Origin of the sequence: Acinetobacter sp. YH12098, assembly GCF_013419235.1 — a bacterium.
Taxonomy (GTDB): domain Bacteria; phylum Pseudomonadota; class Gammaproteobacteria; order Pseudomonadales; family Moraxellaceae; genus Acinetobacter; species Acinetobacter amyesii.
On record NZ_VPAO01000019.1, the window covers coordinates 33,115 to 49,684 of the forward strand.

The window sequence follows — 16,570 nt, forward strand, 5'->3', positions numbered from 1 at the left end:
ATAGTTTTATAGCATGGACAACTCGGGGTTGCCATGCCAAATATGTGACTACAACTTGTTTATTTTTTACGACGGCTGCTGTAACCGCGCTTAGCCAATTCTAATTTAGCAATCATGCCTTTATGTACTTCATCAGGGCCATCAGCTAGACGCAGTGAACGTGCTTGGGCAAAGAAACCTGTGAGCGGTGTATCTCGAGAAACCCCAGCACCACCGTGGATTTGAATCGCCATATCAACGACTTTTTCTAAGACACTCGGCGCGACCACTTTAATGGCAGAAATCTCGGTTAATGCAGCCATATTCCCTTGAGTATCCATTTTATATGCTGCATAAAGGGTCAGTAAACGTGCCTGATCAATCGCAACACGTGCTTCTGCTACGCGTTCTAAATTGCCACCGAGTTTTAAAATTTCTTTACCAAAAGCTGTACGGCTCATACCGCGGTCAATCATCAGTTCTAGCGATTTTTCAGCAGCACCAATACAACGCATACAATGATGAATACGGCCTGGGCCTAAACGACCTTGTGCAATTTCAAAACCTTGACCTGCGCCGCCAATGAAGTTTGCAACTGGAACACGAACATTTGTGAAGCTAATTTCACCATGTCCATGTGGCGCATCATAGTCGCCAAAGACCGGAAGCATACGTTCGATTTTGACTCCATCCGTATCTACTGGAACTAAAACCATAGAATGCTGATGGTGACGGTCTTTGCTTTCATCTGGTGTATGCGCCATAAAAATAATGATTTTAGCATTAGGATCACCTAAACCTGAAGACCACCACTTACGGCCATTCAATACAATTTCGTCGCCTTCAACGACAGCCGTAGCTTCCATATTGGTGGCATCACTTGAAGCAACAGCAGGTTCTGTCATGCAAAACACCGAACGGATTTTGCCTTCTAGTAATGGTGTTAACCACTGCTGCTTTTGTTGTTCCGTACCATAGCGCCAAATCACTTCCATATTGCCGCTGTCTGGTGCATTACAATTGAATACCGTGGGTGCAAGTAAGCTACGGCCTGAAAGTTCTGCGATGTGTGCATATTCTTGTACAGATAAGCCTTGCCCAAGTTCAGGACAAGGTAAGAACATATTCCATAAGCCTGCAGCTTTGGCTTTATCCTTTAAAACCTCTAACTGTGCCGGCCATTGCCATTTGGTCCAATCACCACCTTGGTTCAACTCATGAACTTCTGCCCAAAACTCAGTTTCTACAGGCTCAATTTCATCTTTAATAAATTTTTTTGTTCTTTCAATATAATCTTGTGCACGTGCTGAAAGTTCAAACATGACAATATCCTTTAAATATTATGTTCTTTACGCTTTACAACACCATAACCTGAAATCTAATATGAACAAAATGATTTAATTCAATAGATGAACATGAATAGTATTCATAAAAACACCGTCATTGATATGGGTGTTTTCCACCGTATGGATATCAATTTATATCCACTGTATATCGCAGTTTATGAACAAAAAAGCATTTCAAAAGCAGCACAAATTTTGTGTATTACTCAGTCTGCAGCGAGTCATGCACTTCAACGTTTAAGACAACATTTACAAGATGACTTATTTGTACGTGCTGGGGCAAAAATGCTCCCGACTCCATTTGCTGAACAGATTTATCCCGTAATTAAAAATGCGCTTATTGCGATTCAAAGTATTTCTATCCAAAAACAACAATTTACTCCTTCAATGGTACAGAGCTTAAAAATTGCCGTACATGATGAAATTGAACCGATTATTTTTCCTAAGTTAGTTGAACACTTTCAACAGCAACAGTTTCAGATCCAATTTTCCAGTATTAAATTAGACCGCAAAACCATTGTGGCTGACCTTGCTGCACAGCAAATCGATTTTGCGATTGATCTTGAGCAAAACTTTGGTGAAAAAATAAATTTTCAAACTTTAGTTGAAGACCAATTCGTGGTTTGTAGTCAACATTCCAAGATGGATGAATCTATTTATCTTTCTGCTCCTCACATTGGGGTTTCTTCCCGACGTGCAGGTGTATTAGTTGAAGATATTTATTTAAATCGTAAAAAACACTCTAGAGAGATTTTTTTACGCTGTCAGCATTACTCTACTGCGCTACAAATTTTGGCACAGCAACCCAAGGCGATATTGACGATTCCGCAAAATATTTTGACGCATTTACAGGTTGCTCCCGAACTGAATATTTTTGATGTACCTGTAGACTTGCCGAAAATTAAATTAGGGATGTATTGGCATAATGATTTGGAATTAAATTCACGGCATGTTTTTTTGCGAAGCGAAATTTCTAAAATATTTGCTTAGGCTATTTTCAATAGGACACCACTTTACTTAGGCTATTTGCATGTATTTAGATAGAGTTTTGCGTGATGAAACTTGCTGTATATTTATAGATCAAATGCTGATTATTTAAGGTATTTTTAACTGACCGTCGGTTTGTTCGACAGCCATATATCATGAGTTCTTATAAAATCTAAACTCCTGTTTTTATGCGATATGACCTCGTTCATATCATTGTGTATGCTTTCAAATCTCTCCGCGAATTGGCTCATGGCTTTAGGTGCAGTACTGTGCCTGATCACAGTCTATGTTCTTTATAAAGTCACCATTTTCTTAAAGGATTTTTTCCAACCTTTTAAGAAAGGAAAATCTTACCTCTGTCGTGTATCTGATATTAGTGATGGCGACACCCTCACCTGCTATCGGATGAATCTAAGACGTTCTAAAACCAAACTTCGCTTTGCTTATGTGGATGCGCCAGAATCGACACAAGCCTACGGTAAAGAGTCAGCCCGCCTGATCAAATCCATGGTTTACAAGAAATTTGTTCGCGTAAAAATCACTGATGTAGACCGTTATGGCCGCTGCGTGGGGGTTATTTATCGCTATCGTAAATGCATGAATGAAGAAATGGTAAAACGTGGTGCTGCGTGGGTGTACGAAGAATACATCCGTGACCAAAAGCATTTGCACTATATGATGAATTTACAAAGCAAAGCACGTAAACAAAAGAAAGGTTTGTGGAAAGCCAGTCGTCCAATGCGCCCTAAAGAGTATCGTAAATTACATAAATAACAGACCACATTACAGCATGGCTAAGGAATATTTGACGACTTAGCCATGTCTAATATTTGACCTTTTTTTACTTCGCTATACAATATTGCTGCCCTTTTGGGCATAGAAAATAAATTAGATAATTAAAATTGGAATAATAATGACTGAACTTACTTCAAGCGAATTGAATCCGTTTCAACAAGATCAAAATATTCAGCCTCAAATTCAAAAAGCCGATCATCCACTGTCTCCTGAAGGACGTTTTGGCCGCCTGTCCTATTTAGCGTGGTTATTTATCATTAGTATGATTTATACCTGCCTATTAGGCATCAGCGTCGCACTGGGACTTTTTGCATTTTTCAATTCAGCAGAACGTAGTATTGAAGCACTTTTTAATTCATTCTTAGGACTCAGTGCGATCGCACTGATTGTCGTTTCTATCGTTGCAATGTTTGTCGCAATGATCTGCATTACGATTCGTCGTTTACATGATCTAAATAAAAGCGGTTGGCTCTGCTTAATTTTTCTCATCCCTCTGGTCGGTACCATCTTTAGCATTTATGTGATGGCTGCAAAAGGCACTGAAGGTGAAAATAAATATGGTATTAAGCGTCCAACTGAACAAACAGAGAAAGTCATTGGGTCACTGTATCTGATCCTGATGATTGTTTATTTATTGGTTATGATTCCATTGATGTTCAATATGCAAAGTATGATGAGCAATTTAGAACAAGCACAATTACAAGAACAAGCAATGATGTCTGAAGGTGAACCTGAATTAACGGATGAACAACTTGCGGCTTATTTAGAGCAAGCTGAATCAGAAGGTGAAGAACTTGCTTATGCAGATGGTGAAAGTGTAGAAATTTCAGAAAATGCAGACAGCTCAGCGGAAGATGCAGCAATTGCAGCTGCAGAAGCTTCTGTAGAATAAACACGTATTGTTTAAGGTATCAATTCAACGATATGCATTGAACGATAAGCTTTAAATGAAATGTTTTGCAAGAAAACCTGTGTGCGCACAGGTTTTTTTATACCTGTTTTTTATGCTTTGAGTTGTTCACTTGAATTCAAAATAAATTAGGCGTAAAGTTGCGACAATTTAGTTACCCTAGTTAACTATCATGAATTCCACATTAGGTTTCCGCTCTTCTCTTCTGCGCTGTGCGCGTCTGATGAGTGATGAAATCAACACGATTTTATTGCCCTATCAATTGAACTATTCACTTTGGCAAGTCATGTTTGTCATCCGTGAAAAAACTGCTTGTACATCTATTGAAATGGCGGAATATTTAAATGTATCCAAGCCATCCATCACTAAGCGTGTCAAAATTCTTGCTCAGATGGATATTTTGGCACATGTGCAAACTGACGATAAACGTCAAAAGAAAATGATGCTCAGCGAGACTGGACGTGAGTTATTTCAGCAATGTGCAAAAGACATAGATGCCTTTGAGCAGCGCCTGATCGCGCCATTAGCAAGCCAAGATATCCAACACTCCATTCAAATTTTACACCGTGTCATGCAAGAACTTGAACAAAACACTGTAGGTGATGATCATGCAAGATAAAGCACCACTTTGGACTCGAAATTTTATTTTAGTCAGCGCCATTAACTTCCAATTGGTTTTAACCTTTTATCTCTTGGTTGTGGTGATCGTGGGCTATGCGGTGGCTGAATTGGGTGCGACTACAGCCCAAGCTGGTTTAGTTTCAGGCTTGTTCATTGTCGGTACATTGGTCGGGCGTTTATTGGTGGGCAAGTTCCTAGAACGTTTTGGTCGTAAAACAACACTGATCGTTGGTTTAATTGGCTTTTTAGTCTTTTCTGGTTTTTACTTCATTCAGTTTGGCGTCGGCATGTTGCTTTTCATACGCTTTATGCATGGCTTTATGATGGGTATGGCATCAACAGTGCTGGGTACCTTAATTGCCCAAATCTTACCAGCGACACGTCGCGGTGAAGGCATTGGCTACTACAGCATGAGTAGTACTTTAGGTACAGCTATTGGGCCATTTCTTGCCATTTGGATGATGTTACACATTGGTTATCACGCGATTTTTATCGTTTCTACGATTATCGCATTGAGCTGCCTATTGGTTGCCTTGCTGATTCAAGTGCCCGATTTACCCAAAATCAATAAACCCTTCGATACTGTTGAAGCCGTCAAAAAACCGAGTTGGATTGCTCAATTTGTAGAACCTAAAGCATTACCGATATCATTCATCATGCTTTTCGCTTCAATCTGCTATTCAGGTGTTTTATCTTTCATTAACTTCTACGCCAAAGAAATCGATTTGGTTGAAACAGCCTCGTTTTTCTTTTTGATGTATGCCATTGCGATTTTAATTTCTCGCCCATTTACAGGCCCGTTAATGGACCGTAAAGGTGAAAATGTAGTGATCTACCCTGCTTTTGTGATTATGGGCGTGGCATTGGTATTACTCAGCATCACTCAGAGTTCATGGATGCTTTTACTTTGTGCAGGCCTACTTGGACTCGGTTATGGCAATATTCAGTCGGTCTGCCAAACAGTTGCAGTAAAAAGTGCTCCGCTTGAACGTATGGGCTTTGCCACTTCGACTTTCTTTATCTTTTTGGATGCAGGCTTAGGCTTTGGACCATACTTTATCGGTAAATTGCTCGACCATATTGGCTATTCACAATTGTATTTGTATAGCGCATTTGCTGCCTTTGCATGTATTGGTGCCTACTACATTTTACATGGTCGTTATACCGTTCGAACCGCTTAAACTATAACTAAACATCAAATCGTCGGCTGAAACGTCGACGATATTCTAAGGGGCTCAGCCCCGTTTTTTTTTGAAATAACCGTCGAAATGAGCTTGGGTCACTATAGCCGACCTCTCGCATAATCAGATCTAAAGCATGTCCCGTTTCTTCTAAACGCTTTCGTGCAGCTTCAATCCGTATTGATTGTAAGTACTGATTGGGAGGCATATCCAAAGCCGCTTTAAAATGACGAATCAATGTCCTCGTTGTGACATTAAACTGCGCCGCAAGTTCATCTAAGACAATATTTTCATGATAATGCTGTTCCAACCAATCTTGAACTTTTTGCACCAAACCATCCTGATGCGGTTTAGATATTTTCAATAATGAATAGGACAACTGACTATCACGACGATAATCCAATACAAATGATTTTGCCGTGTGGATTGCCGTTTCAAAACCATAAAAACGTTCTATCAGGTGCAGTCCCAAATCAAACCATGCTAAGCCACCTCCAGCACAGTATATATTTTGATCATGGCTAATGAGCTGATCTGCATTCAGTCTTACCAAAGGATAGCGTTCACGAAACATTTGCTGAAAGCCCCAATGCGTCGTTGCCTGCTTGCCATCTAGAAGCCTTGCTTCTGCCAGAAAAAAATTACCCGTACAATTTCCTGCGATCAGTCCGCTTTGCAATTGCCGAGTTTTTAATAACTCGATTAGTGCTGAATTTTGCGCTAAAACATCTAAAATCGCCGCGCCTATCGTTGGAACAATGATGATATCTGCATCTGTTATTTCAGAAAATGCTAAATCTGCATAAAGCTTGATGCCATTAATACATTGCACAGCTTGACCATGTTGTGAGGCAATTTTAACCTGAAATAGCCTCTGCACATTCTGTTTTTGGATCCGGTTCCAACTGACACCCGCCATTGCAAATAGATCAACAACCCCAGTAATCGCGGAAGCCAAAGCACCATCAAATGCTAAAATTATGATTTTCTTCATTTAAAGTTCAAATTATCAAAATGTCATTTTTGACTTATTAAGTGTCATTATTGACAATTCTATATCTAAAAATCAACTGCTAGGCTTAAGGCATAAAATTCGACCCGATTAGAGATTGAGCAATGGCGCAGTTAATCAATGACAAAGATTTAAATTTTTTGCTATTTGACGTGTTTAAAGCGCAAGACTTAACGCATTACCCACGTTTTGCTGAGCATGATGCTGAAACCTTCAAAAGCATCCTAGAAACTGCACAAGGTATTGCTCAAGACTTTTTTGCACCCCATAACGCAACAGCCGATCAAAACGAACCTACGTTTGATGGTCAACAGGTTAAAACCATTGCTGAAGTCAAAACGGCATGGAAGCAATTTGCAGATGCCGGCTTGCTTTGTGCACAGCATGATTATGATGCAGGCGGTATGCAACTTCCGACTTTGATCAACATGGCTGCAAATGCTTATTTCATGTCAGCAAATCCTTCATCAGTGGCTTATTCATTTCTAACCGCTGCGGCTGCAAATGTGATTCAAGCTTTCGGTACGACTGAACAAAAAGATAGGTTTGTACCGCATATGTTCAGTGGTCGCTTTGCAGGAACGATGGCCATGACTGAACCTGATGTGGGTTCATCTTTAGGTGATTTGACCACAAAAGCTATACCGCAAGCCGATGGTACCTACCTCATCAAAGGCCAAAAGATGTTTATTTCAGGGGGTGACCAAGACATCACTGAAAATATCGTCCATTTGGTCCTTGCTCGCATCCAAGATGCACCTCAGGGCGTAAAAGGTATATCTCTGTTTATTGTTCCGAAGTTTAAAACCCTGAGCGATGGTTCACTTGCAGGCGCCAATGACGTTCAACTGGCCGGCTTATTACATAAAATGGGCTACCGAGGTACTACATCGACGGTACTGAGCTTTGGTGAAAAAGACCAATGTACAGGCTATCTGATTGGTGAAGCAGGTGCTGGTCTTAAATATATGTTTAAGATGATGAATGAAGCACGAGTCGGTGTCGGCTTAGGTGCAGCCATGATTGGATACCGTGGCTATTTAGAGTCACTCGAATATGCCAAAAACCGTCCACAAGGTCGCTTAGTATCAGATAAAAATCCTGCCTCAAAACCTGTCAATATTATTCAACATACAGATGTTAAACGGATGCTTTTGGCGCAAAAATCCTATGTAGAAGGCGCACTTGCGTTATGTTTATTTGCTGCACGATTAATTGATGAACATCAAGCCGCTAACAATGAAAACAGCGCGCTGTTATTAGATTTGATTATCCCTGTCGTCAAATCATTCCCTTCTGCCTATGGACCCAAAGCCAATGATTTAGCCATCCAAGTTTTAGGTGGTGCGGGCTATACCCGTGAATATCCACTTGAACAATGCTATCGCGACAACCGCTTAAATCCGATCCATGAAGGCACATTTGGCATTCAGTCTTTGGATTTGTTGGGTCGTAAGCTTTGGCAGCACAACAGTAAAGGTTTGATGCTGTTATTACAACGTATGCAAAATACAATTGATCAAGCTCAACATCCAAAAACGGAAGCGCTTGCAGCAATTTTTTCAGCGCATTTAAACACGGTGAAGAAAACCACACAAAGTTTGGGACAAGTCCTCGCACAAGGTCGTGTCGATCAGGCACTGGGTAATTCTGCCTTGTATCTAGACATGATGGGCAAAGTCATCATTTCATGGCTATGGCTTGAAATGGCCAATCAAGCCCTTGTGAAATTTGAACATTCAGATTTAGCTGAAGATCAACAATTCTTAGCAGGTAAATTACAAGCCGCGCAATATTTTATCCGCTGGGAATTACCTGAAATAGAGCACCAAGCCAAGTTATTGCTAGAACTTGATGATACTTGCCTCAACATGCAAGAAAGTTGGTTCTAGTCACCCGTTTAGCTCAGTCCTCAATGGGCTAATCTGGACAAGGTTTTCACGAATGAAAATCTTGTCCAACCCTTTCTATTTCAATAAAAACTGCTATAAAAAGAGGAACTTAGATTTCGTTCCTTATTTATCAAAATTGAGTGCTATACACCGCAATTATTGGAAGACTTTAAAACGAGCGGCATCATCCATATAGCCTTTTTCTTTCGCTTCACCTTCCACTGAACCAAAAACCAATTGAGCACGAAGTTTCCAATGCGCAGGAATGTCCCATTCAGCATGCGCTTGTTCATCCACAATTGGGTTGTAATGCTGTAATGATGCGCCTAAACCTTCGGTGTGCAATGCGGTCCAAGTCGCAAATTGGGCAATGGCAGTTGAATGTTCGGCCCAAATCGGAAAGTTTTCTGCATAAGAAGGAAACTGTGCTTGTAGGCCACTGACCACATCCAAATCTTCAAAGAACAGAACTGTACCTAAACCTGCTGCAAAACTTGCCATTTTAGCTGTCGTCTTCGCAGCACTTGCTTCATCTTTTGCATAAGATTTTAATTTGTCAGCGACTAAGCCCCAAAATTTTTCGCTTTCACCATTAAATAAAATAACAGCACGAGAAGATTGTGAATTAAATGAAGACGGGCTTTGTTTAATCGCTGTTTGGATCAAATCAGTTAAATATTCTGTGCTTTGGCTTACATTGTCCCCAATAGCATAAATAGTGCGACGTTTGCTAATCAGGTCAATAAACTGATTTGACATATAAAATGGTCCTTTAGAATATAATGTGTAGATGAATCAGATACATTTGGAATAATAAGTATCGCGACTTTCCAAATGTTGGAATGCTTCTCTTGCTTGATGGGTCACTATGAAACAGTCACTTGTCGAAGTAAATCTGAAGTTCTGCTGTACATATAAAAAATCCTCCTAAGCGGAGGATTTTTCGACTAAAACCTTATGAAGTTTAGAATTTTGCTTCTAGCACATTCGCTGACACTTGGTTTTTCCAAAGCTCACGTAACGTCGGTAGATAGAATTTTTCACCTAACTCAACCAACTCTGCATCAATCAAACCATGAACTTCGTGCATGAATAGATAATCTAGTTCAACAGTTTGTAATTTTGACTGTACTTTTTTATATTCTTTGCGCTTTTGCTGTGCTTTTTTTACCAAGTTATCTGCATAAGCACGGTCTTTATATTGGGCAATAGCATTCAAACGTAGTTCAATTACGCCCCAACCACTGAGTAGCAATTTAAATTTTTCAAAATCTGGCGTTGTCGATTCCCAGCTCATTTCTTCAAGATTTTCATTTTCAGGCAAAACTGGTAGCAAAAGCTCCATAACGCTTGGAAAAATCTTTTTAAAATTCAATACAAATTTAACAGGATGCTCGCCCGGATAGTCTTTAAATTGAACGTTCTTTTGGACATCTGTCAAATAGATGGTGAGCATTGGGGGAAATCCTTAAATAAAACACTGTCTTGCAAATATTTATTCAAACAAATGTCAAATAGCAACGAAAACAGAAAAAGAAAGGCATTTTAACAAGTGTGCCAATGAATTCAAAGCCCAATCCAATGAATTACTCGCTTCATCATCAGGCCTTTCTTCATTTTGTTCGTTCCCCTATTTTTAATAAATCGTCTGGTTTCTATACATACATTTCAAGATGAATATGAATCCAAAGAATCTGTGTTAGGCAATAACTAGTTGAAAAATAATTCAATCATATATCCAATAAAAAGAGAGGCTGAATATGAATCAGCCCCTCTTTTTATTTTCAAACACTCTAGATGAATGATCTCAAAACAATTTATTTGGTATTTGGTGAAACCATTTGCTCAGGACGAACCACTTCATCAAATTGCTCTGCAGTGACTAAACCGAGTTCTACCGCAACTTGTTTTAGAGTTTTACCTTCTTTATATGCAGTTTTAGCAACTTTCGCAGCATTTTCATAACCAATTACAGGATTGAGTGCCGTAACTAACATTAATGAATCATGTAAGAAATGATCGATTTTTTCACGGTTTGGCTCAATGCCTACTGCACAGTGGTCATTAAAACTATTACATGCATCACCGAGGAGTTGAATAGATTGCAATAAGTTAAAGGCAATAACAGGCATAAACACGTTTAATTCAAAGTTACCCGATGCCCCCGCAACATTAATAGTTGTATCATTTCCAAGTACTTGAGCAACCACCATTGTCATGGCTTCACTTTGAGTTGGATTGACCTTACCTGGCATGATGCTTGAGCCTGGCTCATTTTCTGGAATGCGTAGCTCACCAAAACCACAACGTGGGCCACTGGCTAACCAACGCACATCATTAGCGATTTTATTTAAACTTACAGCAAGTGTTTTTAACGCCCCCGATGCAAATACAGCAGCATCACGTCCTGCAAGTGCTTCAAATTTATTGGGCGCAGTGACAAATGGCAGACCCGTTTGTTTCGCAAGTTCTGCTGCTGCTTTTACAGCATATTCAGGATGTGCATTCAGACCTGTGCCGACCGCTGTACCACCTAATGGTAATTCATACAGTCCTTCTAAAGCTTGATTTAAACGCTTCAAACCATGATCGAGCTGTGAAACATAGCCGCTAAACTCTTGGCCTAATGTTAAAGGCGTTGCATCCTGTAAATGTGTACGGCCAATTTTAACAATATCTTTAAATTCTTTAGATTTCGCTTCTAAAGTATTACGCAGTTTCGTTACAGCAGGAATTAAAAGCTCATTGATTTGTAGGCTTGCAGCCACATGGATTGCAGTTGGGAATGAATCGTTGGTCGATTGAGCACGATTGACATGATCATTGGGATGGACAGGTTTTTGTGACCCCAATGGATTGCCTAGTTTTTGATTGGCAATATTGGCAATTACCTCATTACAGTTCATGTTACTTTGCGTACCTGAACCAGTTTGCCAAACTACCAGTGGAAATTGTGCATCCCATTGACCTGAGATCACTTCTTCGGCTGCATTGACGATATAACCAGAAAGTTCTTGAGGGATTTGACCCAATGCTGCGTTAGTAATCGCTGCTGATTTTTTAACGAGCCCCATCGCACGAATCATCGGACGTGGTAAACGTTCACCACCAATTTTAAAGTTTTGCAAACTACGCTGTGTTTGTGCACCCCACATCGCATCGCTAGGTACTTCAACATCGCCCATTGTGTCATGTTCAATACGTGTTTGCATAAATGACCTCATATCCTTATCTATAAACTTGAACGTCTGTGCAGAATCAAATTCTGCTGATAAATACAGTTTAGGTAACTTGCTTAGATTTGTAAATAATAACCATTATCAATTATAAGTGGTTTATTTGATAATCTTTATCGTGATTTTATAAAGAAAATCATGCACGACGATTAAATTTACCGAATACAAGACGAGTTAATTCCCTCTTAATGTTTGTTGATAGAAACGCCATTCATCTTCTAGCATTTTCTTTAAATCTTGTTCAGGCTGCCAATCAAAAGTACTTTTCGCTTTCTGTGTACTTGCCCCAAGCTGGTCATATTCATGGCTTGGGTAAAAAGTAGATTCGACCGTCTTAATCTCTGCCTGTGTCACTTCTGAAAGTGTATCCAACAGTTGCTGTATCGAAACAAGCTCACCTGAAATATTAAAGGCCTCGCAAGTAAATTGTTGCTGCGACAACCATTGTAAACATTGCCACACCGCCTTACAGCAGTCGAGTACATGCAAGAAACTCCGTTCCACAGTACCATCTTCAGTTTTGGCTTGTTTGCGAAGTTCAATAAAGTCTCGTTGTAAAGCCCCGACTTGCATCGCAAGCGGCACGATATTTTTTGGCAATGGCGCAACAAACTCACCTAAAACTGCATGTTCGAATGCACCTGCGACGTTTCCTAAACGCAAAATCGCAATTTTCCACTCGTTATCAGTACGTGCGGTATCCCGTATAATTTCTTCCACCATTTGTTGAGATTTCACATAGGGATTTGGATAAGTAAAATTGATTTCTGTGTCTTCTGTTAAATCTGCCGAAGACTGACCATATACCGCCAAACTTGATAAATGGATCAGTGTTCGTACACCTGTTCGCTGCATGGCACGCAGCAAACTCATGATACAACTGACATTATCATTATAATATTCAAGTGGTTTAAGGACGGATTCTTCCAATGACTTAAAGCCTGCCGTATGAATGACAGCATCGACGGTATATTGTTCAAATACTTTATTGAGTGCGGGAGTATTGCGAATATCGAGTTTGACAAAAGGCACATACATGCCTGAAATAAATTCTAGTCGTTCAAGTGTTTGTAAATTTGCATTGGATAAATTATCCACAATAATGACTTCTTGACCTTGAGCCATTAAACTCAAGGCTATATGTGAACCTATAAAGCCTAAACCACCAGTCACTAAAATCATTGTTTAGATACTCCTTATAGTTATCAAGCTTTTACAACTCTTTGGCATCATCTTGGTGTCGTCACCAACTTATCTACAGATCTAAATTTTGAAACTTCGCCTCAGCATTTTTCATGAGCCGAATAATCTGCAAGAGCATTCTAGTTTTATCTTACTGCTTTGGAATTTTGACTATGTTGCAGTTATGAATATTAACTGTATTTGATTTACGACAAATGACCTCGCTAGCCAATCAATTTTGAAGAAATCTCAAGATTACGTGGTATTTGAGTGAACGCTTTTAGAAGAAGATATTTAAAAAAATTCGCACTACTAAATATTTGATGTAGGACAGTCGAACTAGAAAACACCTGCTCGAATGAGCAAATGGAATTGAGCAGTCTGACTATTTTTTGAGGTATAGAATCTGGATGTGAACGCCAGATGAATCATCATAAATATTCATCTGGCAAGATGTTGGCAATGTAACTATAACAGCAGCAAACGTTTGAAATCGCAAATATCTAAGCAACTTAATTTAGCGGATATAGCCTTTTTTGATCATGGCTGAGAATAGGAACTCGTAAACTTTTAAGATCATGCTCACCAAATAAAACCCATATTTTCGCCATAAAGACAGTCCGACAAAATTAAGCAAAACAGCGATGATCAACGCGCCCGCCATATCCATTGGATAATGCACACCTAAATAGACTCTCGACCACGCCACAAGAAAAGCGAATGCGAGAAATACATAGCCGACGGTTTTTTGCTTTGAAAATATATAAGAAAATGCAATCGTGCTAAAAAACAGCATGTGATCACTCGGGAAGGATCCATTCGGTGAATGTTCTATAATCGTGCGTCCGACGTCCAAGACAAAGGGTCTAGGATAGTAAAAGAAACTCGAAATCACTTGGCTGATAAGAAAAGCGACAATTGTAAAAACAGTGGCTTTAACGATTTGTTTTTTGGTGTCAAAACTGCCTTTAAACCAAGCCAAAAACATCAAAAGAATCACGATATAAAATAGATCATTGGCAATAAATATGGCAAAAGAAATAGTGAAATCTAAAGCATTGTCCGAAGCATTGATTGAATTAAATAAACTTAAATTAAATTTCTCTATATTCATGAGATGGTTTAAAAAATGAAAAGATCATAGCACTCTGTAAAATCAAAAATTGCGTTTTATTCATATAAAGATTTTTCAGTATGTAACCGTAGAGTTTATTTATGAAAAAGTGATGGCTCGAGGCTGAATCCAAATTAAACCCAATGTTATACCAATCGTTCTATTTGAAGAAAAATTTGCAATGGCAGTGCTGCCTAAATAAGCAAAACTGTGCAAATATTCAGATCATTTAGTAAATCATTGTATACTAGCTTTTTCTTCTGAACTCAGAACAAACTGTCGATCTAGACCGTTTATTCATTTAGTGAATTTCGATGAGTACTCTATTACTAATTACCTCCTCACCCACTTCGATATTGGCTTGGCATGCTTTGGGTCTTGCCCAAGCGCTGAAGCAAAAAGGCGAAAACTTTCGGGTTTTTTTCTATCAAGATGGTGTAAATGTCGCAAATGCCCTGCAATGGGTGCCAGATGATCAACGCAAACTCAGTAGTGAATGGCAAAAACTCGGCATTCGTTTACCTGTTTGCGTAAGTGCAGCTCTCGCACGTGGGATCACAGATCAGGAAAATGCACAGCGTCACAATATTCAGCAACATAATCTAGCTGAGCAATTTGAACTTGTGGGCCTAGGCGAACTCGCCGATGCCGTACAAGCTGCTGACCGTTTATTGCAATTCTAAGTATTTTGATTGCCGCGCATTTGTAGCATTGAAAAGGAAAATTACGTGAAATCTGTACTGGTTGTTTTAACTCATGCAAATCTTGCAAGCTTACAAGTACATGAAAGTCTTTCTGCAACCATGGTGCTTGCAACCTTCGGCTGTGACGTTAAAGTGTTGCTCAAAGATGCTGCGCTGAGCTTACTTCAGGCAGAACAAGAGTTTAATCAGCTCAAGCATGCATTTAAACTCGCATCCAACATGGTTGATAGCTTTGAGTTTTATGATCTCACCCCGATTTATATTGAACAAAAAAATTCACAGCATCCTTTTGTGATCAACAGTGAACAAGAACTCGAATTTGTTCAATTCAATACCGAATTGATTCAACAATTCGATCATGTGTTGTATTGGTAAAAAGAGGAATGATGATGTCAAATTCTACGCTGTATTTAGTCCAAGCCAGCTATGCCAATACCCTACAGCACATCCAGCAGTTAGCCAGTTTAATCAACCCTGAAGATGCAATCATCCTGATGGGTGAAGCAGTCTTACATATTGCAGATGAACAAATTCAGCAATTTGGCACATGTTATGTACTTGAAAATGATGCTGAAATTTTAGGTAAAAGTATGAATTATAGTCATATGAAAGTGATCGACTATGCCGCTTTTGCTGATCTATGCCTCAGATTTAAAAGATGTATTTCACTCAAATAATTTGAGTGAAAGCGATCCATTTCTACAATCTTCTCTTTTGGAACGAATATGAATCTTGAATTAGACCAAGATGGCCATTTGGTGGATTACACTATTTGGAATGAAGCTGTTGCCCAAGAACTGGCTAAAAGTTTAGAACTTGAGTTAAGCCCTTGGCATTTTGAAGTTTTACAAGCTGTGCGACAGTTTTATCAACAGTTTGGTCACTCGCCAGCAACTCGCCCACTCATTAAATTTTTAATGAAAACGGTGAGCGCTGATATTAATAATGCGGTGTTACAAGACAAATTTAACACCGGTTTGGTCGCTCGACATTTAAGTCGTTTAGCGGGCATCCCTAAACCTGCAAATTGTTTGTGATTTTAAAGCAACCCAAATACTGCTTAGGCTAATTTGGCTAAATAGATGCAAATCAGCATCTTGAAGAAAGCCATAAAAACAGCTTATGCAGGTTTTAATTGATTTAGAGCGATGTAATAGGCTTGGGTAAATATCGGTTTGACCTGTTTGGCTTGGATCGGTTCAGCACAACATGAGCACACTAAAACCGGTTTAAATTTTTGCCCACATGCCTGATGGACATATTCAACAGGTGATCCTAAGCCCTGATCCATATATTGATCGGCCCAATGGGTCATAGCTAAAAGGATTGGATACAAGTCTAAGCCTTTTTGCGTCAGTCGATATTCAAAACGTTCCTGACGCTCGACATAAGCAACTTTGGTTAAAATACCCTCTTCAACCAAACGCTTTAATCGGTCGGATAACACATGACGCGTCACACCGAGATTTTGTTGAAAGTCATCAAAACGTCGAATGCCCATAAATGCATTACGGATAATCAACATGGTCCAACGATCCCCTAGCACTGAAAGCGCACGAGCGATTGAACACGGTTGTTGACCAATATCATCCCATTTCATTTTATGAACCATCA

Annotated in this window: 18 protein-coding genes; 10 read left to right on the top strand and 8 right to left on the bottom strand. The window is 39.4% G+C overall.

Annotated features, from left to right (window positions below; genetic code table 11):
- Window positions 1–59: 59 nt before the first annotated feature.
- Window positions 60–1,301 (bottom strand): acyl-CoA dehydrogenase family protein, encoded by a 1,242-nt coding sequence (locus tag FTU38_RS07880; protein ID WP_180110929.1) that lies wholly within the window; start codon window positions 1,299–1,301, stop codon window positions 60–62.
- Between the two features lie 93 nt (window positions 1,302–1,394).
- Between FTU38_RS07880 and FTU38_RS07885 the strand changes: the two genes are divergently transcribed.
- From FTU38_RS07885 to FTU38_RS07905, 5 genes are all read left to right on the top strand, one after another.
- Entirely contained in the window at window positions 1,395–2,312 is a 918-nt protein-coding gene (locus FTU38_RS07885; RefSeq protein WP_168377547.1) for a LysR family transcriptional regulator, read from the top strand.
- Between the two features lie 216 nt (window positions 2,313–2,528).
- A complete protein-coding gene (locus FTU38_RS07890) occupies window positions 2,529–3,083 on the top strand; it encodes a thermonuclease family protein (protein ID WP_078193824.1) in 555 nt (184 codons plus the stop codon).
- A gap of 139 nt (window positions 3,084–3,222) precedes the next feature.
- Window positions 3,223–3,996 (top strand): DUF805 domain-containing protein, encoded by a 774-nt coding sequence (locus tag FTU38_RS07895; RefSeq protein WP_180021740.1) that lies wholly within the window; start codon window positions 3,223–3,225, stop codon window positions 3,994–3,996.
- Window positions 3,997–4,186: 190 nt separating this feature from the next.
- A complete protein-coding gene (locus FTU38_RS07900) occupies window positions 4,187–4,633 on the top strand; it encodes a MarR family winged helix-turn-helix transcriptional regulator (protein WP_180054836.1) in 447 nt (148 codons plus the stop codon).
- Window positions 4,617–5,816, top strand: coding sequence for an MFS transporter (locus FTU38_RS07905; protein ID WP_180110930.1), 1,200 nt, complete (start codon window positions 4,617–4,619; stop codon window positions 5,814–5,816). The genes FTU38_RS07900 and FTU38_RS07905 overlap by 17 nt, the downstream gene beginning before the upstream one ends.
- A 7-nt stretch (window positions 5,817–5,823) precedes the next feature.
- On the opposite strand, the gene FTU38_RS07910 is transcribed toward FTU38_RS07905, so the two are convergent.
- Window positions 5,824–6,810 (bottom strand): GlxA family transcriptional regulator, encoded by a 987-nt coding sequence (locus FTU38_RS07910; RefSeq protein ID WP_180110931.1) that lies wholly within the window; start codon window positions 6,808–6,810, stop codon window positions 5,824–5,826.
- Window positions 6,811–6,932: 122 nt separating this feature from the next.
- Between FTU38_RS07910 and FTU38_RS07915 the strand changes: the two genes are divergently transcribed.
- A complete protein-coding gene (locus tag FTU38_RS07915; protein ID WP_180110932.1) occupies window positions 6,933–8,720 on the top strand; it encodes an acyl-CoA dehydrogenase in 1,788 nt (595 codons plus the stop codon).
- Window positions 8,721–8,876: 156 nt separating this feature from the next.
- On the opposite strand, the gene FTU38_RS07920 is transcribed toward FTU38_RS07915, so the two are convergent.
- The 5 genes from FTU38_RS07920 to FTU38_RS07940 all read right to left on the bottom strand — a co-directional run bounded on the left by FTU38_RS07920 (window position 8,877) and on the right by FTU38_RS07940 (window position 14,252).
- Window positions 8,877–9,479, bottom strand: a complete 603-nt coding sequence (locus FTU38_RS07920; RefSeq protein WP_180003737.1) for a nitroreductase family protein — start codon at window positions 9,477–9,479, stop codon at window positions 8,877–8,879.
- Window positions 9,480–9,684: 205 nt separating this feature from the next.
- Window positions 9,685–10,176, bottom strand: coding sequence for a hypothetical protein (locus FTU38_RS07925; protein ID WP_180110933.1), 492 nt, complete (start codon window positions 10,174–10,176; stop codon window positions 9,685–9,687).
- A 361-nt stretch (window positions 10,177–10,537) separates the two neighbouring features.
- A complete protein-coding gene (gene fumC, locus FTU38_RS07930; protein ID WP_180110934.1) occupies window positions 10,538–11,932 on the bottom strand; it encodes a class II fumarate hydratase in 1,395 nt (464 codons plus the stop codon).
- A 198-nt stretch (window positions 11,933–12,130) separates the two neighbouring features.
- Window positions 12,131–13,138 carry an SDR family NAD(P)-dependent oxidoreductase gene (locus FTU38_RS07935; protein WP_180110935.1) on the bottom strand — a complete coding sequence of 336 codons (1,008 nt, stop codon included), beginning with the start codon at window positions 13,136–13,138 and terminating at the stop codon, window positions 12,131–12,133.
- Between the two features lie 517 nt (window positions 13,139–13,655).
- Window positions 13,656–14,252 carry a phosphatase PAP2 family protein gene (locus FTU38_RS07940; RefSeq protein ID WP_180110936.1) on the bottom strand — a complete coding sequence of 199 codons (597 nt, stop codon included), beginning with the start codon at window positions 14,250–14,252 and terminating at the stop codon, window positions 13,656–13,658.
- 314 nt (window positions 14,253–14,566) lie between these two features.
- Here FTU38_RS07940 and tusD point away from each other — a divergent pair, with 314 nt between their 5' ends.
- The 4 genes from tusD to FTU38_RS07960 are packed head-to-tail and all read left to right on the top strand — an operon-like array spanning window position 14,567 to window position 15,993.
- Window positions 14,567–14,935, top strand: a complete 369-nt coding sequence (gene tusD / locus FTU38_RS07945; RefSeq protein WP_078190984.1) for a sulfurtransferase complex subunit TusD — start codon at window positions 14,567–14,569, stop codon at window positions 14,933–14,935.
- Window positions 14,936–14,980: 45 nt separating this feature from the next.
- Window positions 14,981–15,331 (top strand): hypothetical protein, encoded by a 351-nt coding sequence (locus tag FTU38_RS07950; RefSeq protein ID WP_180022111.1) that lies wholly within the window; start codon window positions 14,981–14,983, stop codon window positions 15,329–15,331.
- A 14-nt stretch (window positions 15,332–15,345) separates the two neighbouring features.
- On the top strand, window positions 15,346–15,633 hold the full coding sequence (locus tag FTU38_RS07955; RefSeq protein WP_078190986.1) for a DsrH/TusB family sulfur metabolism protein: 288 nt from the start codon (window positions 15,346–15,348) through the stop codon (window positions 15,631–15,633).
- Between the two features lie 48 nt (window positions 15,634–15,681).
- Window positions 15,682–15,993: a TusE/DsrC/DsvC family sulfur relay protein gene (locus FTU38_RS07960; RefSeq protein WP_111884335.1), complete on the top strand. Its 312-nt coding sequence runs from the start codon at window positions 15,682–15,684 to the stop codon at window positions 15,991–15,993.
- Between the two features lie 83 nt (window positions 15,994–16,076).
- Here the strand turns inward: FTU38_RS07960 and FTU38_RS07965 are convergent, their stop codons facing one another.
- The gene (locus tag FTU38_RS07965) at window positions 16,077–16,556 is read right to left on the bottom strand and encodes a helix-turn-helix domain-containing protein (RefSeq protein WP_078191046.1); all 480 of its coding nucleotides are present in this window, start codon (window positions 16,554–16,556) and stop codon (window positions 16,077–16,079) included.
- Window positions 16,557–16,570: the final 14 nt, after the last annotated feature.

Bases quoted from the DNA above. Each gene is read 5' to 3' on its own strand.
- FTU38_RS07955 (WP_078190986.1), top strand. From the start codon at position 15,346: ATGTCAAATTCTACGCTGTATTTAGTCCAAGCCAGCTATGCCAATACC.
- fumC (WP_180110934.1), bottom strand. From the start codon at position 11,932: ATGCAAACACGTATTGAACATGACACAATGGGCGATGTTGAAGTACCT.
- FTU38_RS07925 (WP_180110933.1), bottom strand. From the start codon at position 10,176: ATGCTCACCATCTATTTGACAGATGTCCAAAAGAACGTTCAATTTAAA.
- FTU38_RS07915 (WP_180110932.1), top strand. From the start codon at position 6,933: ATGGCGCAGTTAATCAATGACAAAGATTTAAATTTTTTGCTATTTGAC.
- FTU38_RS07935 (WP_180110935.1), bottom strand. From the start codon at position 13,138: ATGATTTTAGTGACTGGTGGTTTAGGCTTTATAGGTTCACATATAGCC.
- FTU38_RS07890 (WP_078193824.1), top strand. From the start codon at position 2,529: ATGCTTTCAAATCTCTCCGCGAATTGGCTCATGGCTTTAGGTGCAGTA.
- FTU38_RS07920 (WP_180003737.1), bottom strand. From the start codon at position 9,479: ATGTCAAATCAGTTTATTGACCTGATTAGCAAACGTCGCACTATTTAT.
- FTU38_RS07940 (WP_180110936.1), bottom strand. From the start codon at position 14,252: ATGAATATAGAGAAATTTAATTTAAGTTTATTTAATTCAATCAATGCT.
- FTU38_RS07905 (WP_180110930.1), top strand. From the start codon at position 4,617: ATGATCATGCAAGATAAAGCACCACTTTGGACTCGAAATTTTATTTTA.
- FTU38_RS07960 (WP_111884335.1), top strand. From the start codon at position 15,682: ATGAATCTTGAATTAGACCAAGATGGCCATTTGGTGGATTACACTATT.
- FTU38_RS07880 (WP_180110929.1), bottom strand. From the start codon at position 1,301: ATGTTTGAACTTTCAGCACGTGCACAAGATTATATTGAAAGAACAAAA.
- FTU38_RS07965 (WP_078191046.1), bottom strand. From the start codon at position 16,556: ATGAAATGGGATGATATTGGTCAACAACCGTGTTCAATCGCTCGTGCG.
- tusD (WP_078190984.1), top strand. From the start codon at position 14,567: ATGAGTACTCTATTACTAATTACCTCCTCACCCACTTCGATATTGGCT.
- FTU38_RS07910 (WP_180110931.1), bottom strand. From the start codon at position 6,810: ATGAAGAAAATCATAATTTTAGCATTTGATGGTGCTTTGGCTTCCGCG.
- FTU38_RS07900 (WP_180054836.1), top strand. From the start codon at position 4,187: ATGAATTCCACATTAGGTTTCCGCTCTTCTCTTCTGCGCTGTGCGCGT.
- FTU38_RS07885 (WP_168377547.1), top strand. From the start codon at position 1,395: ATGAATAGTATTCATAAAAACACCGTCATTGATATGGGTGTTTTCCAC.
- FTU38_RS07895 (WP_180021740.1), top strand. From the start codon at position 3,223: ATGACTGAACTTACTTCAAGCGAATTGAATCCGTTTCAACAAGATCAA.